A 21,940-nucleotide genomic window follows, 5' to 3' on the forward strand; every position below is an offset into this window, starting at 1 on the left:
ATGTTTTGCATTTTTTCGTTGTACTGTTTAGTTTTCAAAGAACCGTGTCGCTCTTTATGCGACTCCAATAATATACCATACTTTCAATTATCTGTCAAATCTACATAAATTAACTTTTATTTGAAAATACTTTATGTATAATATCAGTCTAATAAGCTTTTGTCAAACACTGATTAAAAAACGGATTTAATATAATCTGAATTAACAATAAAAACACTAAAATATTAAATTAAAAACAGAATTATCGCACAAAACAATATAAATTACATATAATAAGTTAAGCTTAACAAGTACATACAAATAAAAACATGTCGTTGCAGGTAATTTGGCACGTGCTTATACATTAGATAATATAAAATCTGCTTGTGTAAATAATGGCATGGTTATTTTATGAGATTAATCCATATAAAATACGGTAATGTGCTTAACTCATTACCGTATTTTTACTTTTTGTATTTCTTTTATTAAATCTTTGCTAGCTTTGCCTGAATCTTTCTCACTCATTATTGCAGATACTACTGCAAACCCATCAACTTTAATTTTTGAAAAAAGCGGAATAGTTTTACAATTTATTCCTCCAATTACAACTATAGGTATGTTAACGTTTTCTCGTATTTTCTTTAGTTCCTTCATACTTGTAACATCCGCATCCGGTTTTGTTTGAGTGGCAAACATTGCCCCTACTCCTAAATAATCTGCTCCATCTTCATAAGCTTTTTTTGCTTCCGTTAGATTTGATGCTGAAATTCCAAGTATTTTATTTTGTCCTATTATTTTTCTTGCAATATCTGCAGGCATATCGGACTGACCCAAATGTACACCTGCAGCATCTATCGCAAGCATTATATCTATACGATCGTTTATAATAAGCGGAACATTATATTTATCAGTAAGTTCTTTAACTTTTAAAGCTTTTTTATAGAATAAATTTGTTTCTAAATTTTTTTCACGTAATTGTACAGTTGTCACTCCATTGCAAATTGCTTTTTCAATTTTATAACAGAATTTTTCAAAATCAGAAACATGATTATCGGTTACAAGATATAAAGTATAATCTATATTATTTTTCATTCCAATTACCGTTCAATTCTATAATTTCAGGGGTAATTTTACTTATTTCATCTATTATTCCCATATGAAAATGTCCTAAACCTTCGTATTTGTATTTATCCCAGGCATTTTCACCGGCAATTCCCATGGTTAAAATAGCAGCAACGGTAGCTTCAAATATATTATCTTTATTTGCACCTACAAAAGTTCCGATTAAAGAACTGCACATACATCCTGAACCTGTGATATTAGACATTTCTTTGCAGCCGTTATAAATTTCAACAATTTTCTTACCATCAGTAATTCTATCGACTTTCCCCGTGACTGCAATTACAGTTTTAAATTTTTCGGCAATATTTTTTAAATATTCATTTAAATTCTTAATACTTATATCTGAAGAATCTACACCTTTTGTAACAACAGATTTACCAGATAATGCAAGTATCTCAGATAAATTTCCTCTTATAACAGACATATTTATATTTTTTATCAATAATTCCGACATTTCATTTCTAAAAGCAGTTGCTCCGCATCCAACAGGGTCAAATACAACCGGAATATCTAATGAATTTGCTTTTTTACCGGCTTTTATCATCGAATTTATTTTATCTGCATTAAGTGTTCCTATATTTAAAACCAATGATGATGCTATTGATGCCATTTGAGACGCTTCATCAATTGCATCCGCCATTACCGGCGAACCTCCAATCGCTAAAGTAACATTTGCACAATCATTTACCGTTACATAGTTAGTAATATGATGAACTAAAGGTTTTGTTTTATTTATATTTTCCAATATCTTTTTAATATTCAAAGTTACCTCCCATTACCGCACAACAAAACTACTTAAACAATTCTAAGTCAATCATACCACTTAAAATATCTATTTTAAACTTTTACTGAAAAATTCTTTCAATTGTACATATCCTACAGTTCCGTATCCTATAATTCCATCAATAAATTTACCTTCTTTAAATATCGTTATATATGGTATAGTTTCTACACTGTAACGTTCCGCAAGTTCTTGATTGTCATCAGTATTTACAATATATATCGGTGTAGTTATTTCATTAGATATTTTTTCTACAACAGGTTTTATTTTTCTACAATATCCGCACCAAGGTGCACTGAACATTACAATAGTTTCTGCTTCAGCAATAATAGAATCAAATTTTTCTGTTCCGGTAATAGATTTAATCATAATAGCCCCCTATAAATCAACATTTTTAAATATACTATTATAACTATATCATAATTAATAAAAAATAAAAAACAGAGCAAATCGCTCTGTTAAATTACTGGTGGAGACGAGGGGAGTCGAACCCCTGTCCAAAAAGCCTGCCCCATAAACTTCTCCGAGTGCAGTTATCGTTTTTATTTAAATGAAAAATCGTACGATAACGAACTATTTTCATCGAGTTCAGTTATGTTTCCCTCTGTACTACTGAACATTATACATCGGTATCCTGTTAGTTGATGCCTCAAAAAAGCCACAGGAAAACTTTAGTGAGACATTAGCATTAAGCTGCTAAAGCAAATTCTTGTTTTGCTTTTATATTTTTCCACCGTTTTACGGGGTTGATGGAATCCCGACTCGCTATTTATGATACAAAGACTCCCTGTCGAAGCCGGTACGTCCCCGTATTGTCTCACTTTTATATAAGTTTACTTAATACAAATTAAATTGTCAAAATATAATTTATATATTTTCTTTTCTTGCCATTTCTAAGCACTTTTTCATATCTTCCGGAAGCGGTGCTTCAAATTTCATAATTTTTCCTGTTAAAGGATGTTTTAATTCTAAAGTAAATGAATGAAGTGCTTGACCTTGTATCGGAAAATTATCTTTTTTTCTTCCATACAATGGATCATTTATTACAGGATGTCCTATATAGGACATATGAACACGAATTTGGTGTGTTCTACCTGTTTCCAATTTGCATTCGAGTAAAGAATATTTAGGCATAAATTCCAAAACGTGAAAATGTGTTATCGCATTTTTACCCGTTTTAGGTTGCACATCCCATTTCATTCTATCTTTTAAACTTCTTCCCAACGGTAAATCAATTTTTCCATCAGGCCCCTCCATTTGTCCATGTACCAATGTCAAATATGTCCTCTTGGCTTCATGTGTTGCTATTTCATTTTTTACTTTTTCATACGCAATATCGGATTTAACTGCTACCATAACACCTGATGTGTCTTTATCTAATCGATGAACTATTCCGGGACGAGTTTTTTCTCCAACTTTTAAAAGACTTTCTCCACAATGATACAGTAATGCATTTACCAAAGTATTATCGATATTACCTGCTCCGGGATGAACTACCATTCCTCTAGATTTATTAATCACAATAATATGCTCATCTTCGTATAAAATATCCAGCTTTATTTTTTGAGGTATTAATTCAATTTCTTTCTTTTCCTCCCATGAAAATTGAATTTTTTCTTTATCGGAAATATGATAATTTGATCTTACCATACGATTTGGTAATGATATCGCATATCCCTCTTTAATCCATTTTTGAACTTCAGAGCGTGTTAATCCGCTTACTTCTTTTAAAAATTGATCAAGTCTCATACCATCTTGTTTTTCATCTACTTCATATATATGTGTATTCATTAATTATGTCTCCAAAAATAATAAACAATAAACATAACTCCAATACAAATAGCAATATCTGCTACGTTAAAAATAGGCCAAATTCTTAAATCTAAAAAATCTACAACTCCGGATATACGCACACGATCTATTGCATTTCCAAAAGCTCCTCCAAGAAGTAATCCTATTCCTATAGAAAAATATATCGGTTTTATAGGTATTCTTTTTCTATATATGACAAATATACAAAATAATATAAAAACAATACTCAAAAAAAACCAGTCTTTATGAGGTAAAATTCCAAATGCCGCTCCACGATTAATTATATATGTAAGGTGAAACACATCCGGAATAACAGGAACAGTTTGACCATATTGCATAAAATTTTGAATCAAATATTTCGTCAGTTGATCAAATATTACAATAAAAAAAGCTACAACTACGGTAATCATAAATCCTCCTGAGTTTTAATTATATCATAGAAATACAGTATTAATAAAAGTCGGCATAGCCGACTTTTATTAATACTGTACAAATACTTCAATATTTTTTCTACCGAACGCGTAGCAATCGTAATATGTGTCCATACATAAATCTATTCTGTCACCTATAATTGCTCCACCTGTATCTTCCGCTACAGCCTCACCATATCCAGGCACATACACTTTACTTCCTAAAGGTATTACAGAAGGATCTACAGCCACTACACCATGACCGGCTCTTGTACCTGTAGCGGTAATTCCTCTTCCATCTCCATCCATGGGATGATAAGCGGTAGCAGACATTACCTTTACCCAACCCACTGTACCATTTTGATTTCCGGTTTTAGCTATTCCCTTTTCACCTTCATCAATCACTTTAGATTTTAATACTTCTGTTTTTATAACTTTACCATCGGAAATAAATTCCTCAACTCTGGTATTTCTTATTCCTGCTCGTCCTTCTTGAACTACAACTTGTTCATCACTATTCAAAGTAGAATCATACCATTTTACATAAGATACAGGAATTTCTTCCGTTTTTTCCACAATCTTCACTTCATATGGTATAACATGTATTTCCATACCGGAACGAACACGAGAAAGTCCGTCTTCAACAGGCATAACTTTGTGCCAATCATATCCTGCATCATTTACTGCACCTTGCACCGTCTGTTGTGTTGTATAAATAACACGAACGCTTCCCTTATAATTAATTTTTACAGGAATTGCTCTTTCAATTACCAGAACAGAGCCGTCTTCTACGTTTCCTGAACTGGACCAAAATTTATCATAAGAACTTAACTTTATTCCTGCCGCATCTAAAACTTTTCTGTAATCAGATTCATTGGTTTTAAATGGTATCTTTTTGTCACCATCATATATAGAAATAGATTTGTATTCAATTTTATTGTTTGTTTCATTAATTCCAAAAGCAGATACCGAATTCATCATAGTTGATGTAATAATGATTGTTCCTAAAAATATTGCTCTTGCTTTTTTCATGCTAAAAACTGCCATAATCACCTCTCCTATGTCGGTTATTCTACCATAGATAGACTTTTTGTCAAACGCCTATAGGTTGACAATATTAATTTATTCGATTTTCCCTATTATATCTATTTAAATCAGTTGATAAACAAGTTTTTTATCACATATCCTTTTATATCAAAATTTATCAAAAAACAATAAAAAGTCAGATAAAACCTGACTTTTTATTGTTTTTTATTGTTAACTATGTACATTCCATATAGACTTATTATTTAATTTTATTTTTAAAATATCATTTTACCCACTATTCATGGGATATAACACTATCAAATAAATTTATCTTAATTTTTTAATAAAAAGGTTTTCACAAAACGAACTTTCTACGATGGCATATTTTTATGCCATTTTTTAAATCAATATCCTATAATCGGTTTATACGGTTCAAATTTTTGTCTTAGTGTCATTTTTTGAGAATTTACTCTTTCTTCAGATATTTTTTGAAAATATTTTTGTGCACAATATTTATTATTTTCACTAATATTTTTTGACCAACTTCCATCAGAATTCATCGTATAAGATTTTTGGTTATCTTTAAGTTCAGATAAAATCATATCCTTGATTCTTGATTTTATTTCAAAATCTTCTATAGGAACCATCAATTCAACACGATCATTCAAATTTCTTGGCATCATATCTGCACTACCGATATAAACCTCCTCATTTCCTCCATTCCCGAATATAAATACTCTGCTATGTTCCAAAAAACGTCCTACTATACTACGTACTTTAATATTTTCACTGACATTTTTTATTCCCGGAATAAGTACACATATTCCCCTTACTATAAGCTGAATTTTAACTCCTGCACATGATGCTTCATATAATTTCATTATTATATCTTTATCTAAAAGAGAATTCATTTTAGCTATAATAGATGCACTCTCTCCGTTTTTTGCAAATTCAATTTCTCTATCAATCATAGCCACACAACGTTGCCTTAAATTAATAGGTGAAACTATAAAAGAATTCCATTCCGGAGGATCTGAATATCCTGATAATAAATTGAAAAAAGCAGATGCATCAATCCCAAATCTGTCGTTACATGTCAATATTCCTAAATCTGTATACAATTTTGCAGTTTTTGCGTTGTAATTCCCTGTTGCTACATGCACATATCTACGAATTCCGTCCTTCTCTCTACGTATTACCATTGTGCATTTTGAATGAGTTTTAAGGCCTACAAGCCCATAAATAACATGTGCACCTGCTTTTTCAAGTCTTCGTGCCATTATAATGTTATTTGCTTCATCAAAACGTGCTTTCACTTCCATTAATACCGTTACTTGTTTACCGTTTTGTACCGCTCTTTCAAGTGCTTGTATAATTGCACTTGAAGAACTTACCCTATACAAAGTTTGTTTTATAGCCAAAACGTTTTCATCATTTGCGGCTTCAGAAACAAAACGAACTACGGAATCTTCAAATGATTCATATGGCAAATGAATCAGTAAATCTTTTTTCCTTATAATTTCAAAAATACTTTTTTTATCATACGAATCTACCTTTAAAATACTCCATGGAGTATGCGGATAAGCTTGAGTATATCTTAACTTGTCATATCCTTTAATATTATAGAAATCAAAAAACATCGTTATATCAATCGGTCCATTGATTTCATACATATCTTCATCTCTCAATTTAGTTTCTTGACTCATAAATCTACGCATAAATCTGCTCGTTCCAGATTGATATTCAAGTCTTACAGCCTGTCCTCTTTGCCTTTTCTTCAGCTGTCGTTCAACTTCTATGACAAGATCTCTTGCATCCTCTTCATCAATATTAAGATCGGCATCACGAGTAATTCTAAAGCATCCCGACTCCAACATGTCATACCCTATAAAAAAACGTGATGCAAAATAACAAATTACATCTTCCAATAATATAAAATAATGTTTACCTGAATCTGAAAAATCACTTGGGATTGCTATTATTCTCGGTAATACTGCAGGAACCGGAACTATTGCAGTTTTTACATCTATGTTGTTTTCTTCATCACAATTTAAATCTTGTTCGTTTTTTTCAAGAAGCATTGCGACATTTAAGCTTTTAGATGCCAAAAAAGGAAAAGGATGGGACGAATCAACTGCCAAAGGAGTTACTACCGGAAAAATTTCTCTGTCAAAATACTTATTAAGCCATTGTTTTTGTTTATTTGTCAGTTTATCCGGTTCAGTAAAAATTATTCCTTCAGACTCCAAGGATTTTACAATATTTTTTAAATAAATATATTGTTGTTCAACAAGCTTGTGGCATTCTTTAGAAATCTCATAAAGTTGTTCTTCGGCTGTCATATTTGCAATATCACGTTTTTTAAAATTACTTTCTTTTTGATGCTTTAATCCTGCCACACGAATCATAAAAAACTCATCTAAGTTCGAACTTGTAATTGCTAAAAACTTCAATTTTTCAAGCAACGGATTATTAGGATCCGTTGATTCTTTTAACACTCTTTTATTAAATTGTAACCACGAAAGTTCACGATTCAGTAAATAAGAAGAATAATTTGAATCCATTTTTATCTCCTTTCCAATCTTGCTTCTATACCGAATATATTTTGAAAAAACTCTTTTTCCTTTTCAAATATCCACTCTTCTAAAGAAGTATTTTGATAACTGTCATAATTAATTACCAATTTATCCGAGTCAATTTTTACCGTCATATTCTTTAATTTTTGCTTTCTTGATATATCCATAGCTAAAATCATACGAAAAATTGCAATTAATTTAAGTGCAGTCATTTTAGCAGAATCTGTCAACAATGCAAACGGAGTTTCTTTTTCATGTGGAAAAACCCCCTGAGCATAATAAACAATACATGCTACTATATCTTTTTCCTTTTCAGAAATTCCGAAAATATCCGTACTTCTTATTAAATTCCAACCTTGTTTATATGAATCTAAAAGATTAACAAATTTACCTATTTGATACAAAATTATTGACATTCTAAGCAAAAACTCATCACGATTAGTTAACCCATTTTTCTTTTTCAATTCATTTAAAATAGTAAAACAAAAACTTTCCATTATTTTTGCATGCTCATGTTCATAAAAATAACAACTTGCAATCGAACGAGTCAATTCTAAATTTTGAGTTCTCATGTTCGATAATACGGAATCATTTGTTTTTTCAGCACCATAAAACATCGCTACCGCTTCAATAAATGTTGTTCCCATAATCAAAATTTTATCGGTTTTTATGTTTTCCAATATTTCTTTATACAAATATATTGTGGGCAAAACACCATACTTCCAAAAAATTCCATATTTTGAAATATTTTTTGATTTATTAAAAACAAAATGATTCAATTTGGTATATGCTTTATAAAAATCTGAAGATTTAAAAGAAACCATATTATCTTCATTCATTTTCAGCTCTAAAAACTCTGTCATAATACGAGATTCACTTCCTGAAAAAACTACATATTCAGGATTATATTGAAGTACAAATTTCCATAATGGCGTCATTATAGCGTGTATATACTCTTCAATAGCAATTGGAAAATCTTGAGAATCTCTTTGATTTACACTGAACGCTTCGAGCAATCTTAATGTTCCTATATGAATATTATGTTGATACTTTAAAACTCCATTTTCCCAAACCGTAAGTCCTATACAACCTGAAGTGATATCTATAAACAAAAAATTAAAATTAGGTGAATATAGTTTTTTAGAATTGGAAACTCTTAATATATGCTGCAATGCAAAATGCTTAAAATAAATCTCTTGCGGCATATCCACAACTTGCACTCTAAATCCTGTATGAACACGAATTAAATCTATTATTGCTCTTTTATTTTCAGCTTCTCTAAGCAACGATGTCGCATAAACTGAATATACTTTTACTTGATAATCCGATAACAATTGTTTTAATCCTTTAAGCATTTTACATAATTCAAGTATGGAATCAAAAGACAATTTTCCATTATGAAATACCTCTTCTCCAAAAGTAATATGTTTTTTTACTTCTTCAATTACATTTATATTATCTATATTTTTATATTCAACTATTCTCAATGATAAATTGGATGAACCTATATGTATAATTCCGTAAACTAATGCCTTTTTTTCCATTTTCAACACCTCACTTGTGTTTAACAACTACATTTTAGCATAATTAATTTAATTATAAGCATAAAAATTACTATGATTTATTAATACATCTGTTGTACAATGAAGAAAATTGACTTAAATAGTATATGACTTGAGGAGTATATATGGAACGTATTGCTATCATTGATTTAGGATCAAACTCTATTCGATTTCTCATAAAAGAGATAAATTCCGATTCGACTTTCAAATTGATTTTCAAGGATAAGAAAAGTATTCGTTTAGCGGAAGGAATGGGAAAAAAATTAATTCTGACTGAAGCTGCTATAAAAAAAGCTGTTAATTGTTTAAAAATATATTCGAATTTTATTGAATTTTATAATGTCGATAAAATTTTCGCTATAGCCACCGCAGCAGTCCGAAACGCATCAAATAAAAAATATTTTTTAGAACGTATAAAAGAAGAAACCGGAATAAAACTTAATGTAATAGATGGTAAAAAAGAAGCATATTTAGGATTTTCAGGTGTAATTCATACAATAAACAAAACCGATTTCCTAATGTTTGATCTCGGTGGTGCAAGCATTGAAATATCCCTTATTAAAAATAAAAAAATAATCAATTCTATAAGTTTACCGTTAGGCGCAGTAAATCTTACTGAAAAATTCAATTTAAAAAAAGAAATTTCATCAAAAAAAATTGAATCGCTAAAAAAATATATTCAAAATCAAATCAAGTCAATTGAATGGTTGCCAAAAGAAGAAATTCCTCTAATAGGTATTGGAGGAACTGTGCGAAGTTTAGCTAAAATACATCAAAGGCAAATTAATTATCCATTTAAAAAATTACATAATTATACTCTCCCTTCAAGTTCAATTTCAAAAATATTTGAGATTATTTATTCTCAAGCATCTCAAAAAAGAAAAAACATTCCGGGACTTTCTGAAGACAGATCAGATATTATACTTGCAGGAGCTATTGTTATAAATGAGCTATTAAATTCACTTTCATCGAAAACACTTACAATCTCAATTTCTGGATTACGCGAAGGTATATTTTTCAACTATTACCACAGTTTAAATTTTCATGAAAAATATAATTCTGATTCCATGCTGATAAATTCAGTTTTAAATTATAAAAAAATGCTCATTGATAATAATGTTGATAGTTCAAATAATATAACTGAAATTGCACTTTTGTTATTTGATAGGCTAAAAGATATACATAAACTTACGCAAAATGCACGTTTATTACTACGTTGTGCAAGTATTTTGCATAATATAGGTTTGAAAGTAAATTATTTTAAAAGTGAAAAACATACCGCTTATATAATATTAAATGCTTCTATTTTTGGTTGGAGCCATAAAGATCAAATAAAAACTGCATTTATAGCTTCATTTCATAACGGTTTCTCAAATAAAATAATAAAAAATTCCTCTTATATTACACTATTAAATAATAAAGAAATAAGAGAAATAAAAATTCTTTCGTTTATTTTACATATTTCAGAAATATTGAATTTCTATAAAAATATTTCCCCTAAAAACATACATATTAGTGAAACTGAAAAAAATGTAATTTTACACATAGGTATAAATAAAAAAGATATTCATATTATCGATTACTACACTCAATCAATACTACATTATTTCTGTAAATTATTCAGTAAGAAATTATTAATTAAGCATTATATCATTAACAAATGAATATATTATTTAAAAAATGGACTCTACAAAATCAGATACGATATGTTATAAAGTCCATTTTTTATTTTATTGTTTTTTTGTTCTTATTCTTTAACTTTACTCAGATGATCCGTATAATTTAAAAAATTCAATATACTTCTATTTTTATCACGATATTCTATGCATGAAATATTTGCATTTTTTTGAGATAAATTCCATGCCTTATTTAAAGGAATTCCTAATAAATTGCAAAATATCGTTCTCAGTGTCACACCATGACTTACTATTAAATAATTTTTATCCCCTTCATTTTCAAGTAAATTATTTAAAAAATTTTTTGTTCGCATTTGTACCTGTAAAAATGTTTCTCCATTAGGAATATTGACCTTATCAGGGCTATAATACATTTCTTTTAATCTTCCGGGCCATTTAGCTTCTATACAATCAAAAGACAACCCTTCCCAATCTCCAAAATTCATTTCTTTAAGTCTTTCATCTTTTATTATTCCAATATTTTGCTTTTCAGCTATTTTGGATGCAGTTTGAAATGCTCTCTTTAAGGGACTTGAATAAATTTTATCGAACTTAAATTTTTTGATATATTCAGCTGTCAAATCAGCCTGGATTTCCCCAATATTATTTAAACTTACATCTGCAGATCCTTGAAATTTACCGATTTTATTCCATTCGGTTTCTCCATGTCTTACAAAATACAATCTGATCATAAATCACCCATATATTAAATATAGTAAAAACCGTCATGATTACTCATAACGGTTTTATTATTATTCCACTGATACCATTAAAGGATACAACGGCTGTCCGCCATATTGCATTTCAAAGGTTAAATCTTTGTGTTCGGATTCTACATTTTCAATTAATTTCAGACATTCATTTTCCGTAATATCATTTCCGTAATATACGGTAACAATTTCAGAATCTTCATTTACCAAATTCTTTAAAAGAACGGAAAAACATTTTTCTAAAGATTTTTCAGCAATAACTTTCATCCCTTTAGACATTCCCAAAAAATCATCTTTATGAATTTTTGTATCTCCGATTACACTATCTCTTACGGCTGTTGTAATCATACCTGTTTTTACTTCCGTCATAGCTTCATTCATAGCTTTTTCGTTTTCTTCTACCGAAGCTTTCGGATTGAAAGCCATTGCGGCAACAAGACCTTCCATAACATTCACTGAAGGTATTGTAGTTACTGTATCTCCAAGCATTTTACGCAACTGCTTTGCCGCAAGAATAATATTTTTATTGTTCGGCAAAATCAAATATTTTTCATATTCACCGTTTTTTACGCCATTCATCAATTCTTGCACAGATGGATTCATTGTTTGTCCGCCGGAAACTATATCACAACCTAATTGCCCGAATATTTCATTCCATCCGTCTCCTGTAACTATGGAAAGCATTCCAAGAGGCTTTTTAGTTATTCTTTTTTCCTTTGCACTTTTTCTATTATATTGGTCAACCATATTATCGCACTTTATGTCATGCAGGGTGCCCCAATCTGAAGCCATATCTATAACTGCTCCCGGACGTTGTGCGTGAATATGTATTTTAACCAAATTATCTCCTGAAGCTACAATCATAGACTCACCCCAGGCATACAATTTCTTTCTTACTTCTTCTGCAGAAACTTTACATGGACTTATTATAAACTCCGTACAATATGGATATTCTATGGAAAATGATTCTCCATGTGTTTCTAATCTGCTTATTACAGGTTTTACATTCATTTCTACGTCTACATCTTGTACTTTACCTGTTAATCCGTTTAAACATCCCATCAAAAAGAATATTAAACCCTGACCACCTGCATCAACTACATTTGCATCTTTTAACACTTTAAGTTGTTCAGGAGTTTTAGCTAAAGCTTCATTCCCGCAAACTATTGATGCTTCAAGAATTTTACTGAAATCAGTTTCAACACGATATATATCGCGAGTACCCTTAGCTATACCTCTTGCAACCGATAAAATTGTCCCTTCAACCGGTCGGGTAACCGCACGATATGCATATAAAATACCATACTGAAAAGCTTTACTCATCTGTCCACAAGTTGCTGTCTTCTTTCCGCGCAACCCCCTGCTCAATCCATGTATTATCTGTGATAAAATAACACCTGAATTTCCACGAGCACCCATTATCGCCCCTATAGATGCTTTTTCGGCAATAATTCCTATAGGTTCATCCGTATCTACATCGCTAATCATGCTATACATAGATTTCAGCGTATTAAGCATATTACTTCCGGTATCTCCATCCGGTACCGGAAATACATTTAACGCATTTATAATTTCATATTTCTTTTCAAATAACTGATATGCTCCCACAAGCATATTTTTAAAACATACCGAATCAATAGTTGTATACATAAAATCTCCTCTTATTAATTGGCTTTTTCAAAAATAATACCAACCAGTCCGGGCCCCAAATAACAGGTTAATACCGGAGTTCCTGTAGAAACCGTTATATCGATATCCGGATATTCTTTACTTAATCTATCACGAAGAGCATTTGCAACATCTAAATTTTTAATATGCACAACACCGATTCGTTTACAAGGCGACTGTTCATGTAAATAATTTACTATAGCTTCAATTCCTTTTTTCTGTGTTCTTACTTTTGCCAATGCATCAACTTCATCTTCATCAGTCAAATATATTACCGGTCTTATTTTCAATATACTTCCTATTAAACCGGCAGCTTTACCTACACGTCCGCCTCTACGCAAATATTCTATAGATTCCATAGTAAAAGTTGTGCGTATTCTACTTGCACCGTCTTGCAATCCTTCAACAACTTTTTCAAACGGCAATCCTTGTTCAACCATTTCAAGTCCGTCCCTAAGTAAATGAATCATACCTATTGCCGTACTCCTGGAATTTATTACGGCTATTTTTTTGCGACCTGATTGGCGTGCTGCCAAAACTGCACCGTTGTAAGTTCCACTTACTGCAACCGATAACGCAATAATTATTATTTCATCATCTTGCGGTATCGATTCAAACAATTTCATATAATCACCGGTACTTGGTTGACTTGTTTGAATAGCCTTCTTTTCACGTTCAGAGTATTCTATTACATCATCAATCGTAAATTCCGATTCATCTCTATATTCACCGTCAACAAACATGTACAACGGCACTTTGTGAATCTGAGGATATTTATCCAAAATATCTTTCGATACTCCAGAAGTACTGTCCAAAATAAAATGAATCATTAAAAAACATCCTTCCATTAACTCTATTTTTAATTAGATATGTAGTTATATTCATTATCCAGTTGTATTCATTCTTTTAATCATATTCAGAAATCATTTATCATTATACAATACTATTATTAAAACAGCAAAAACATAAATATATTTTAATCTTATAAATAAATATGAAATTAAAACGATTTATGTACTGTTATTTATAAATTTATCTTTTTATATAGCATTAATATCCTGATTAAAAATATACCTCAGTTACCCCCGCTCCTCCAAATCTTGCATCAGCCAAATGAAATTCTTTTATAAAATTCAATGTTTTCAAATGTTCATGAATTCCTCGTCTTAAACTTCCTGTACCTTTTCCATGTATTATTTGTACAGGTGAAACTCCTGCCATAAAACATTGATTTAAAAATTTATCTACTAACGGTACAGCTTCATCTACAGTTTTACCGATTACATTTATATTTGTTGAAACAGATTGCACGGAAAATTCAGATTTAATCGGATTATAAACTTTATTTATCACTTTTTTCTCGGTTTTTATATTATGTGATCTAAAACAATGACGAAAATCTACTGTAACGGTAATATTTCCACAAATAACTGTAATTTTTTTCCCGGAAATAGAATTTACGACTCCATCTTGATTCAACGTGTCAATATAAACATTGTCTCCCTTTTTTATATCCTTTAACTCCAAGGAATCTCTAAAATTTAAACTATCCGGAATATTTATACCGTCAATACGATTTCGTATACTTGTTACATCTTTATTTACAGTTTCTTTTTCTATTTTTGCTGCTTTTTTCTTCAAATCTTTTATAATATTTTCCGCTTCAACACGTACGCTGCGTTTCATATTTTCCGCTTCAACACGTGCTTTTTCCAATATATCGGCCTTCTTTTTATAAAAATTTTCTACTTCATTTTGTAAATTTAATTTTAAATTATCGGCTTCATCTATTGAGTTTCTTAAATCTTTACGCTCTTTTTCAACACTTCGTATTTCACCGTTAAGACGTTCCATTATTTTTTCAACATTATATAATGAAGATTTTTCTTTTAATTCAAGTGCTCTTTCTAAAATAAATTCAGGAATTCCAAATCTTTTACATATATTGAAAGCATTACTGTTACCTGCTACCCCCAATATCAAGTTATATGTAGGCATTAATGTTTTTTCATCAAATTCTACAAAAGCATTCAATATTCCTTCTTTTTCGTATGCCAACTTTTTCATTTCACTGAAATGTGATGTAATAATAGATACTATACCTTTATCCGACAAATATTCCGTTACAGACTGTGCCAAAGCTGCACCTTCAACAGGATCTGTTCCGGATCCCAATTCATCCAATAAAATAAGGTCTTTTTTACTTGCTTTATGTAAGAATGACGACAATTGAGTAATATATGCAGAAAACGTAGATAAATTATTCTGTATACTTTGTTCATCACCTATAATTGCATAAATATTTTTAAATACCGGTAAAACTGCCCCTTCATCTGCCGGAATAAAAAGTCCACATTGATTCATCATACAAAATAATCCTGCAGTTTTCATCGCAATAGTTTTACCGCCGGCATTTGCACCTGTTATTATCATTATTTTATAATTTTTACCTATTTCAAAAGATATAGGCACAACTTTATCTTTTAAAATCAAAGGATGTTTGGCATTTATTAATTTTATTTCAGTTCCATCTGAAAGAGCTGCTCGTTTTGCTTTCATAGACAGAGCCAACTTTCCTCGTGCAAATATAAATTCCAATAAGGTTGCTTTATCACAATTATTTTTTATAATATCTGCACTCTCACGTATAGAGTTTGTAACTGATTCCAAAATAAGTTTAATTTCCTTTTTTTCAGCCACTTCAAGTTCTGTTAAATCATTATTTAAATGCACTGAAAAAAGAGGTTCCATAAATAAAGTCTGTCCTGTTGAAGAACTGTCGTGAACAATTCCATCAAATTTATATTTAAATGATTCTTTCACAGGTATGACATATCTTCCGTTTCTTTGCGTTATAATTCTATCTTGAAAAAAAGTTTCGTATTTTGAATCTTGTAAAATTCTTTGAAACTCTCTCCTTATTCTATTTTTAATTATTTCTTTTTCTTTATAAATTTGCGCAAGTTTCGAAGATGCTTTTTTATTGATTTCACCGGATTCGGTAAAAACTTTTTTCATATCCTCAACCAACTCATTAAGCGGAACAATTTCATTTGAAATTACTTGTAAATAAGGATATTTTAAATTCCTTTCACCTATAAAATAATTATACATTTTATTATAAGTTTCTATTGAAGATAATACATCTATACATTCTTCAGGAATCAAACAAATTCTTTTTTTCGCTTTTTCCAATATAAACGAAATATTATGAGTTTCGCCAATAGGTGTAGAGGTTTCTTCAGTAATACATATACAAGCATTTTCCGTTTCATTCAATAATTTTTCAACTTTTAAATAATCGGTTTCAGGTACAATATTTTCCGCCATTTTTTTAGATAACATTGACGGTGCTTTTTCTTGTAATTTTTTCCTTATATCATTAAAATCAAGTGCATCATAGATGGATTTACGTATCATATATTCCTCAAAACTTATCGTCATTAAATTACATAAAAATAAAAGAGGACATCCGCCCTCTTTTATCATACAATCACTTTAAATTTATTGTCAATTACCAATTAAAATTATTGAAGTTCAGGGAACCAAAGTTTTACTTCTCTATTGGCTGTTTCTACTGCATCCGATGCATGAACAACGTTTTCATCAATAGATGTTGCAAAATCACCGCGAATAGAACCCGGAACTGCTTGTAAGGGATTTGTAGCTCCATTAATTTGACGAACTGCAGCAACTGCATTTTCTCCGCTTATAACCATTGCTAACACTTTGCCGGATGTGATAAATGAAATCAAAGCATTAAAGAAACCTTTACCTTCATGTTCTGCATAATGTTTCTTTGCCAATTCTACCGGAACATCAATCATTTTAATTGCTTCGATATTCAATCCTTTTCTTTCAAATCGAGAAATAATTTCTCCGCAAATATGCTTTCTTACACCATCCGGTTTTACTAATACCAATGTTTTTTCAGACATAATTATCCTCCTTAAATTAATCGCATTTCTCTTGCAATTTTATATAATTTCTCTACACGTGCCTCGGTTGAAGGATGTGTAGAAAATAATCTTGCCATATCTCTTACTCCTGACAAAGGATTTATAATAAATAAACTTGCCATAGCCGGAGTAGACTGTGAAATAACTCTTCTATGTGCATAATCATCTAATTTCTGCAATGCACTGGCCAATGCCAACGGTTTCTTACAAATTATTGCTCCGCTTTCATCTGCCAAAAATTCTCTTGATCTTGACAAAGTCATCTGAAGTATCATTGCTGCAATTGGAGCAATAACAGATGCAACAAGTAATGATATTGCATTCCCACCGTTATCTCTTTCCCTATTACTTCCACCGAAAATTACCGACCACTTTGCAATATTTGCAAGATAGCCTATTGCAGTTGCAATGGAAGCTGCAAGTGTCATCACCAAAGTATCTCTATTTTTTATATGAGATAACTCATGAGACAACACGCCTTCCATTTCATCTTTGTCAAGCAATTGCAATATTCCTTCAGTAACGGCGATTGCCGCATTTTCGGGATTTCTTCCTGTTGCAAATGCATTTGGCACCGAAGTAGGTATAATATAAATTCTCGGCATAGGAAGTTGCGCTTTTATAGACACTTGTCTTACCAATTCAAATAACTCCGGAACTTCACTCTCCGACAAAGCTTTAGCATTATAACTGTACAATGCAATTTTATCACAATTCCAGTAAACTATAAAATTAATACCGAGAGAAATCAGGAACATAACCAGAGCTCCGTCTTGCCCTCCTAAAATATTCCCGAAAAAAATCAATATCACACTTAACAATACAAGGAGCATTACAGATTTCAAAGTATTCAAATGATAACCTCCTTATAAAATATATTAAAAAAAATGGTCGGAACGACATGAGTTGAACATGCGACCTCTACCACCCCAAGGTAGCGCTCTACCAAACTGAGCTACGTCCCGACAATTACTACATTGAATAGCATACACATTTCATCTTTTTTTGTCAAGTTCAGCATATATTTTTAAATATTAAATCTCTTGATTTATTATTTCTACTGACTTAACGCCTTTCATATGTCCTAATGAATTAACAAAAGATGCCAATAAAGTGTCATCAAATTCTGTCCTGAATACTACCACAGTTACACAATATTTACCGACGGGAATATTCCTATTTATTGATACAATCGCATTCTCTTTTACTATTCTTTTAATAATTTTATTAAAAACTGATATTTCATCTGATAACATCAATTCCAATACGCATAGTCTTGTATTAGGAACTTCTGATGCCGGTGCAACATGATCTTTATACTTATAATATGCACTTCTGCTTATACCTACTTTATTTACAGCTTCATGAATAGTTGATGTTAATCCTTCTTTTAACATTTCTTTTACGTTTATCGTTTTCTTTATAGATTCCGGTAAAATTTCAAAATCCACCAAGTAAAACCTCTGCTTAGATTTTTTCATTACTTACTCCCTACATCCTTATATGAAATCAATTCTATGTGATTGTTTTTTATTTTTTCTTTTACCTTATTTGATAATAAAGCGTATAATTCACTTTCCCCATGATAACCCCATTTAAATTCTTCTTCCATTGCACATTCATCTGAACTTGGATGAGTCATAAACTCATTTACACCTTCCTCTAATGAGTCAATAGCCTCCAACATATGCTCTTCAGAAAAATACCCGCCATAAATCATTCCCCAAAACCAATCATTCGACTTCAAATTATTTTTTATTAAATATTTTCTATTATTTTTAGATAATACAGACAATCCGATTTTTGCCATTCCTCGGATTATATTTTTTAATTTCACTCCGAAAAAATAATTTTCATCCGGTACACGTATACAAGGAATATTATATTTTTTTGCCAATTCAATTGTTATCGGGAAAAAACTTTTCCACATATGCATATGTTGATGTCCGTCTAAATGCGTAACTTCAATACCTTCGTTTATAATTTTTAAAATTTGGGAATCCCATTCTTCATAAATTTCCTGATAGTTTATCAAACCTCTTAAATCTCTTTTTATTAAATCTAAATAGCTATGACAAAAAACACCATGTTCCCATGTTAAACTCGGAACCTCATGAGGTGAACAAACAGACTTTATATCACCTACCAAAGTCAAATGAACACCTACACCCAATCTATTCATTTTCCTTATTTTAGTTACTGCATCAGTATATGCATTTCCACCCGCGATTAAAGATGTACTAGTTAAAATACCATCAAAAAATGCTTGTTCAACTGCCTCATTTACAGAATAATGAATGCCCAAATCGTCAGCATTTACTATAAGCTTTTTAGTCATTTAAATCTCCTGTCAATACACTTTTATGAATAATAAAATAAAATAACTGCAGTAGCTATAGATACATTAAGTGATTCTACGTTCGATTTAAGAGGAATATAAATCTTTTTATCTGAAATATTTAATATTTTTTGACTGACGCCATTACCTTCATTCCCAAATATAAACATGCAGCAACCCGATAAAGAAATTTGCGTATACGGCTCTGCATCTTGTAATGATGTTCCTACAAAAAATATATTTGTTTCATTTTTCCATTTAATCAATTCATCAATCGATACATCTGTTACTACAGGAATTCTGAATATACTTCCCATTGAACTTCTTATGGCTTTTTCTGAATAAGGATCTGCACAACCTTTACTTAAAATAACGGCATCCATTCCTGTTGCCGCCGCAGTTCTTATAATAGTTCCTACATTTCCGGGGTCTTGAACTTCATCTAAAAAAACATATCTTTCATTATTTTTATACTTAAATGTACCTAAATTAATACATCTCTTTTTTACTATTGCAACAATACCTTGTGTATGTTTTGTCCCCGACAATTTATTCATAACTTTTTCACTTACAAATAAAATTTTCCATTTTAATAAATTTCCATTTTTTATTAAATTTTGTATTCTTTCCTTTTCTGTTACATTTTCAGATATAAAACATACAACTTCCGAGTATTTAAGTTTAACTGCCTCTTCTACCAGTCGAATTCCTTCCATAATGAATAAATTATTTTTATCTCTATATTTTTTTAATCGCAATTGTGAAACCGTTTTTATCCATTTATTATTAAGACTGGTAATAATTTCCATACTATCTCCTTTTATGGTTAAATAAATCAATTATTTCATTATATACTCTTTTTACAGTTATAGTACTCATATCAGCATTTTTATTTCCTGAATTTTCAGCACATATTACCCTACTGTACGAATTATTATACGGTCCGCTTTTTTGCGAAAAAGTAGGCCCGAATAATGCAACTAGAGGTTTTTTCAATGCATTTGCTATGTGCAAAGGTCCTGTATCTACTGATACATGCACTGCCGATAAATTTTCTATCGCAATTAAATCCAATAAACTTGTTTTTCCTACAATATTCAACACTTGATTATTTTTAAAAGATGAACTTATTTCTTCTATCATTCGTTGTTCTTGTAACATTCCCGTTATTACTACCGGAATATTTTGTTCTACCAATTTTTCAACAAGTAATTTCCAATTTTTCACAGGCCACATTTTACTTGCACCGCGAGTACCTGGAACAACAAGTACATATTTTCCCTTTATTCCGTTTTCTTCCAACTTCAATTTTATAGAATTCTCTTGTAATTTAAAATCAGGTAAAGGAAATTCTATCTTTTCATCTTTACCACCTAAATATCTTACAACATCTAAAAGCTGCTCGATAATATGCCCGTTATTATTAGGTCCGCTTATAGGTTTTGAAAAAAATTTACTTAATTCTGTATTTTTATTTTTTCCAATTTTAACTTTCCCGTCAGATAAATAAGCTATAACTGAACTTTTAAATAGCATTTGCAAATCTATTACCAAATCAAACTTGCGAGACTTCAAATCGTTATGTACTTTACGAAGGTAAGACAAATTTGTCATTTTATTTCTATGTACAACATATTTTTCATTTATCCACGGGTTTCCCGGCAACACATCAATATAAGGATCATGCACTGCCCAAGTAATGTGAGCATCGGGATATGTATGTCTTAGCATATATAAAAATGGCAAAGAATGTACAATATCTCCTAAAGAACTCATCTTGATAACTAAAATTTTTATAGGCATTTCAACACTCATTTATTTTCAAATTCCAAACATTTATTTACAAATTTATCCAAATATTTTTCATTAAACAAATAGCCGCGAATTCCGGCATTTTTTGCTGCTTGTAAATCTCTAATACTGTCTCCAATTAAAAAAGATTTTTCCTTATCTATAGAATACTCTTCCATTGCTTTTAATATCATTCCTGGATTAGGCTTTCTTAATGAAGAATCTTTATCATATTTTTTTATTTTTGCACCTTTTAAATATGGACAATAATAAAATTTTGTAATAATACCGCCAACTTTATTTATTTCAGCATGCATATATTCATGCAATTTTTGTACATCTTTTTCTGTAAAATAACCCCTTGCTATCCCACTTTGATTTGTAACCACAAAAACAGACCACCCCTTTTGATTTAAATTGGCAATGGCCTTTTTTGCTCCGGGTATCCAAATTAATTCATCTATAAATCCCACGTAGCCCGTATCTTTATTTATTACACCGTCTCTATCTAAAAAAACTGCTTTTTTCAC

At 30.6% G+C, this 21,940-nt stretch carries 20 protein-coding genes, 1 tRNA gene and 1 other RNA gene; 1 reads left to right on the forward strand and 21 read right to left on the reverse strand.

Annotated features, from left to right (window positions below; genetic code table 11):
- Nucleotides 1-432 precede the first annotated feature (432 nt).
- The 9 genes from thiE to P6922_RS01835 all read right to left on the reverse strand — a co-directional run bounded on the left by thiE (nucleotide 433) and on the right by P6922_RS01835 (nucleotide 9,250).
- Nucleotides 433-1,071: a thiamine phosphate synthase gene (gene thiE / locus P6922_RS01795; protein WP_276873794.1), complete on the reverse strand. Its 639-nt coding sequence runs from the start codon at nucleotides 1,069-1,071 to the stop codon at nucleotides 433-435.
- On the reverse strand, nucleotides 1,061-1,864 hold the full coding sequence (gene thiM, locus P6922_RS01800) for a hydroxyethylthiazole kinase (RefSeq protein ID WP_276873797.1): 804 nt from the start codon (nucleotides 1,862-1,864) through the stop codon (nucleotides 1,061-1,063). The genes thiE and thiM overlap by 11 nt, the downstream gene beginning before the upstream one ends.
- Before the next feature lie 69 nt (nucleotides 1,865-1,933).
- Complete coding sequence (locus P6922_RS01805; RefSeq protein WP_007553841.1) at nucleotides 1,934-2,251, reverse strand: thioredoxin family protein; 318 nt, start codon at nucleotides 2,249-2,251, stop codon at nucleotides 1,934-1,936.
- 98 nt (nucleotides 2,252-2,349) lie between these two features.
- Nucleotides 2,350-2,691: a transfer-messenger RNA gene (ssrA, locus tag P6922_RS01810) on the reverse strand.
- A 58-nt stretch (nucleotides 2,692-2,749) separates the two neighbouring features.
- Nucleotides 2,750-3,673, reverse strand: coding sequence for an RluA family pseudouridine synthase (locus P6922_RS01815; protein WP_276873800.1), 924 nt, complete (start codon nucleotides 3,671-3,673; stop codon nucleotides 2,750-2,752).
- Entirely contained in the window at nucleotides 3,673-4,104 is a 432-nt protein-coding gene (gene lspA / locus P6922_RS01820; protein WP_007553864.1) for a signal peptidase II, read from the reverse strand. Before lspA ends, P6922_RS01815 begins: the two co-directional genes overlap by 1 nt.
- A gap of 69 nt (nucleotides 4,105-4,173) precedes the next feature.
- Nucleotides 4,174-5,151 (reverse strand): 3D domain-containing protein, encoded by a 978-nt coding sequence (locus P6922_RS01825; protein ID WP_276873802.1) that lies wholly within the window; start codon nucleotides 5,149-5,151, stop codon nucleotides 4,174-4,176.
- 383 nt (nucleotides 5,152-5,534) lie between these two features.
- Complete coding sequence (ppk1, locus tag P6922_RS01830) at nucleotides 5,535-7,694, reverse strand: polyphosphate kinase 1 (protein ID WP_276873803.1); 2,160 nt, start codon at nucleotides 7,692-7,694, stop codon at nucleotides 5,535-5,537.
- Nucleotides 7,695-7,696: 2 nt separating this feature from the next.
- Nucleotides 7,697-9,250 carry a Ppx/GppA phosphatase family protein gene (locus tag P6922_RS01835; protein ID WP_007553899.1) on the reverse strand — a complete coding sequence of 518 codons (1,554 nt, stop codon included), beginning with the start codon at nucleotides 9,248-9,250 and terminating at the stop codon, nucleotides 7,697-7,699.
- Nucleotides 9,251-9,393: 143 nt separating this feature from the next.
- Between P6922_RS01835 and ppx the strand changes: the two genes are divergently transcribed.
- Nucleotides 9,394-10,932, forward strand: a complete 1,539-nt coding sequence (gene ppx / locus P6922_RS01840; RefSeq protein WP_276873806.1) for an exopolyphosphatase — start codon at nucleotides 9,394-9,396, stop codon at nucleotides 10,930-10,932.
- An 83-nt stretch (nucleotides 10,933-11,015) separates the two neighbouring features.
- Here ppx and cobC read toward each other — a convergent pair whose 3' ends face one another.
- The 12 genes from cobC to P6922_RS01900 all read right to left on the reverse strand — a co-directional run bounded on the left by cobC (nucleotide 11,016) and on the right by P6922_RS01900 (nucleotide 21,940).
- Complete coding sequence (gene cobC, locus P6922_RS01845; protein WP_276873808.1) at nucleotides 11,016-11,636, reverse strand: alpha-ribazole phosphatase; 621 nt, start codon at nucleotides 11,634-11,636, stop codon at nucleotides 11,016-11,018.
- 60 nt (nucleotides 11,637-11,696) lie between these two features.
- The gene (locus P6922_RS01850; protein ID WP_276873811.1) at nucleotides 11,697-13,304 is read right to left on the reverse strand and encodes a DAK2 domain-containing protein; all 1,608 of its coding nucleotides are present in this window, start codon (nucleotides 13,302-13,304) and stop codon (nucleotides 11,697-11,699) included.
- Between the two features lie 14 nt (nucleotides 13,305-13,318).
- Entirely contained in the window at nucleotides 13,319-14,152 is an 834-nt protein-coding gene (locus tag P6922_RS01855; RefSeq protein ID WP_276873814.1) for a DegV family protein, read from the reverse strand.
- 232 nt (nucleotides 14,153-14,384) lie between these two features.
- On the reverse strand, nucleotides 14,385-16,742 hold the full coding sequence (locus tag P6922_RS01860) for an endonuclease MutS2 (RefSeq protein ID WP_276873816.1): 2,358 nt from the start codon (nucleotides 16,740-16,742) through the stop codon (nucleotides 14,385-14,387).
- 107 nt (nucleotides 16,743-16,849) lie between these two features.
- Entirely contained in the window at nucleotides 16,850-17,260 is a 411-nt protein-coding gene (gene ndk, locus P6922_RS01865) for a nucleoside-diphosphate kinase (protein WP_007553839.1), read from the reverse strand.
- Between the two features lie 11 nt (nucleotides 17,261-17,271).
- Entirely contained in the window at nucleotides 17,272-18,135 is an 864-nt protein-coding gene (locus P6922_RS01870) for a zinc metalloprotease HtpX (protein ID WP_276873819.1), read from the reverse strand.
- Between the two features lie 34 nt (nucleotides 18,136-18,169).
- A tRNA-Pro gene (locus P6922_RS01875) sits at nucleotides 18,170-18,246 on the reverse strand.
- Between the two features lie 69 nt (nucleotides 18,247-18,315).
- The gene (locus tag P6922_RS01880; RefSeq protein WP_276873821.1) at nucleotides 18,316-18,762 is read right to left on the reverse strand and encodes an amino acid-binding protein; all 447 of its coding nucleotides are present in this window, start codon (nucleotides 18,760-18,762) and stop codon (nucleotides 18,316-18,318) included.
- Entirely contained in the window at nucleotides 18,762-19,619 is an 858-nt protein-coding gene (locus tag P6922_RS01885) for a ChbG/HpnK family deacetylase (RefSeq protein ID WP_276873824.1), read from the reverse strand. The genes P6922_RS01880 and P6922_RS01885 overlap by 1 nt, the downstream gene beginning before the upstream one ends.
- A gap of 23 nt (nucleotides 19,620-19,642) precedes the next feature.
- Nucleotides 19,643-20,428, reverse strand: coding sequence for a TrmH family RNA methyltransferase (locus P6922_RS01890; RefSeq protein WP_276873827.1), 786 nt, complete (start codon nucleotides 20,426-20,428; stop codon nucleotides 19,643-19,645).
- 1 nt (nucleotide 20,429) lies between these two features.
- Nucleotides 20,430-21,422: a glycosyltransferase family 9 protein gene (locus P6922_RS01895; RefSeq protein WP_276873829.1), complete on the reverse strand. Its 993-nt coding sequence runs from the start codon at nucleotides 21,420-21,422 to the stop codon at nucleotides 20,430-20,432.
- A gap of 8 nt (nucleotides 21,423-21,430) precedes the next feature.
- A complete protein-coding gene (locus P6922_RS01900; RefSeq protein WP_276873832.1) occupies nucleotides 21,431-21,940 on the reverse strand; it encodes a D-glycero-alpha-D-manno-heptose-1,7-bisphosphate 7-phosphatase in 510 nt (169 codons plus the stop codon).

Origin of the sequence: Dialister micraerophilus, assembly GCF_947090205.1 — a bacterium.
In the GTDB taxonomy this organism is placed as follows: Bacteria; Bacillota; Negativicutes; order Veillonellales; family Dialisteraceae; genus Dialister; species Dialister micraerophilus.

Excerpts from the sequence above, each read along its gene's own strand:
- ppk1 (WP_276873803.1), bottom strand. The coding sequence starts at position 7,694 with ATGGATTCAAATTATTCTTCTTATTTACTGAATCGTGAACTTTCGTGG.
- ppx (WP_276873806.1), top strand. The coding sequence starts at position 9,394 with ATGGAACGTATTGCTATCATTGATTTAGGATCAAACTCTATTCGATTT.
- P6922_RS01880 (WP_276873821.1), bottom strand. The coding sequence starts at position 18,762 with ATGAAAAAATCTAAGCAGAGGTTTTACTTGGTGGATTTTGAAATTTTA.
- P6922_RS01885 (WP_276873824.1), bottom strand. The coding sequence starts at position 19,619 with ATGACTAAAAAGCTTATAGTAAATGCTGACGATTTGGGCATTCATTAT.
- P6922_RS01825 (WP_276873802.1), bottom strand. The coding sequence starts at position 5,151 with ATGGCAGTTTTTAGCATGAAAAAAGCAAGAGCAATATTTTTAGGAACA.
- P6922_RS01805 (WP_007553841.1), bottom strand. The coding sequence starts at position 2,251 with ATGATTAAATCTATTACCGGAACAGAAAAATTTGATTCTATTATTGCT.
- P6922_RS01855 (WP_276873814.1), bottom strand. The coding sequence starts at position 14,152 with ATGATTCATTTTATTTTGGACAGTACTTCTGGAGTATCGAAAGATATT.
- lspA (WP_007553864.1), bottom strand. The coding sequence starts at position 4,104 with ATGATTACCGTAGTTGTAGCTTTTTTTATTGTAATATTTGATCAACTG.
- ndk (WP_007553839.1), bottom strand. The coding sequence starts at position 17,260 with ATGTCTGAAAAAACATTGGTATTAGTAAAACCGGATGGTGTAAGAAAG.
- P6922_RS01890 (WP_276873827.1), bottom strand. The coding sequence starts at position 20,428 with ATGGAAATTATTACCAGTCTTAATAATAAATGGATAAAAACGGTTTCA.
- P6922_RS01850 (WP_276873811.1), bottom strand. The coding sequence starts at position 13,304 with ATGTATACAACTATTGATTCGGTATGTTTTAAAAATATGCTTGTGGGA.
- cobC (WP_276873808.1), bottom strand. The coding sequence starts at position 11,636 with ATGATCAGATTGTATTTTGTAAGACATGGAGAAACCGAATGGAATAAA.
- P6922_RS01895 (WP_276873829.1), bottom strand. The coding sequence starts at position 21,422 with ATGCCTATAAAAATTTTAGTTATCAAGATGAGTTCTTTAGGAGATATT.
- thiE (WP_276873794.1), bottom strand. The coding sequence starts at position 1,071 with ATGAAAAATAATATAGATTATACTTTATATCTTGTAACCGATAATCAT.
- P6922_RS01835 (WP_007553899.1), bottom strand. The coding sequence starts at position 9,250 with ATGGAAAAAAAGGCATTAGTTTACGGAATTATACATATAGGTTCATCC.
- P6922_RS01815 (WP_276873800.1), bottom strand. The coding sequence starts at position 3,673 with ATGAATACACATATATATGAAGTAGATGAAAAACAAGATGGTATGAGA.
- P6922_RS01860 (WP_276873816.1), bottom strand. The coding sequence starts at position 16,742 with ATGATACGTAAATCCATCTATGATGCACTTGATTTTAATGATATAAGG.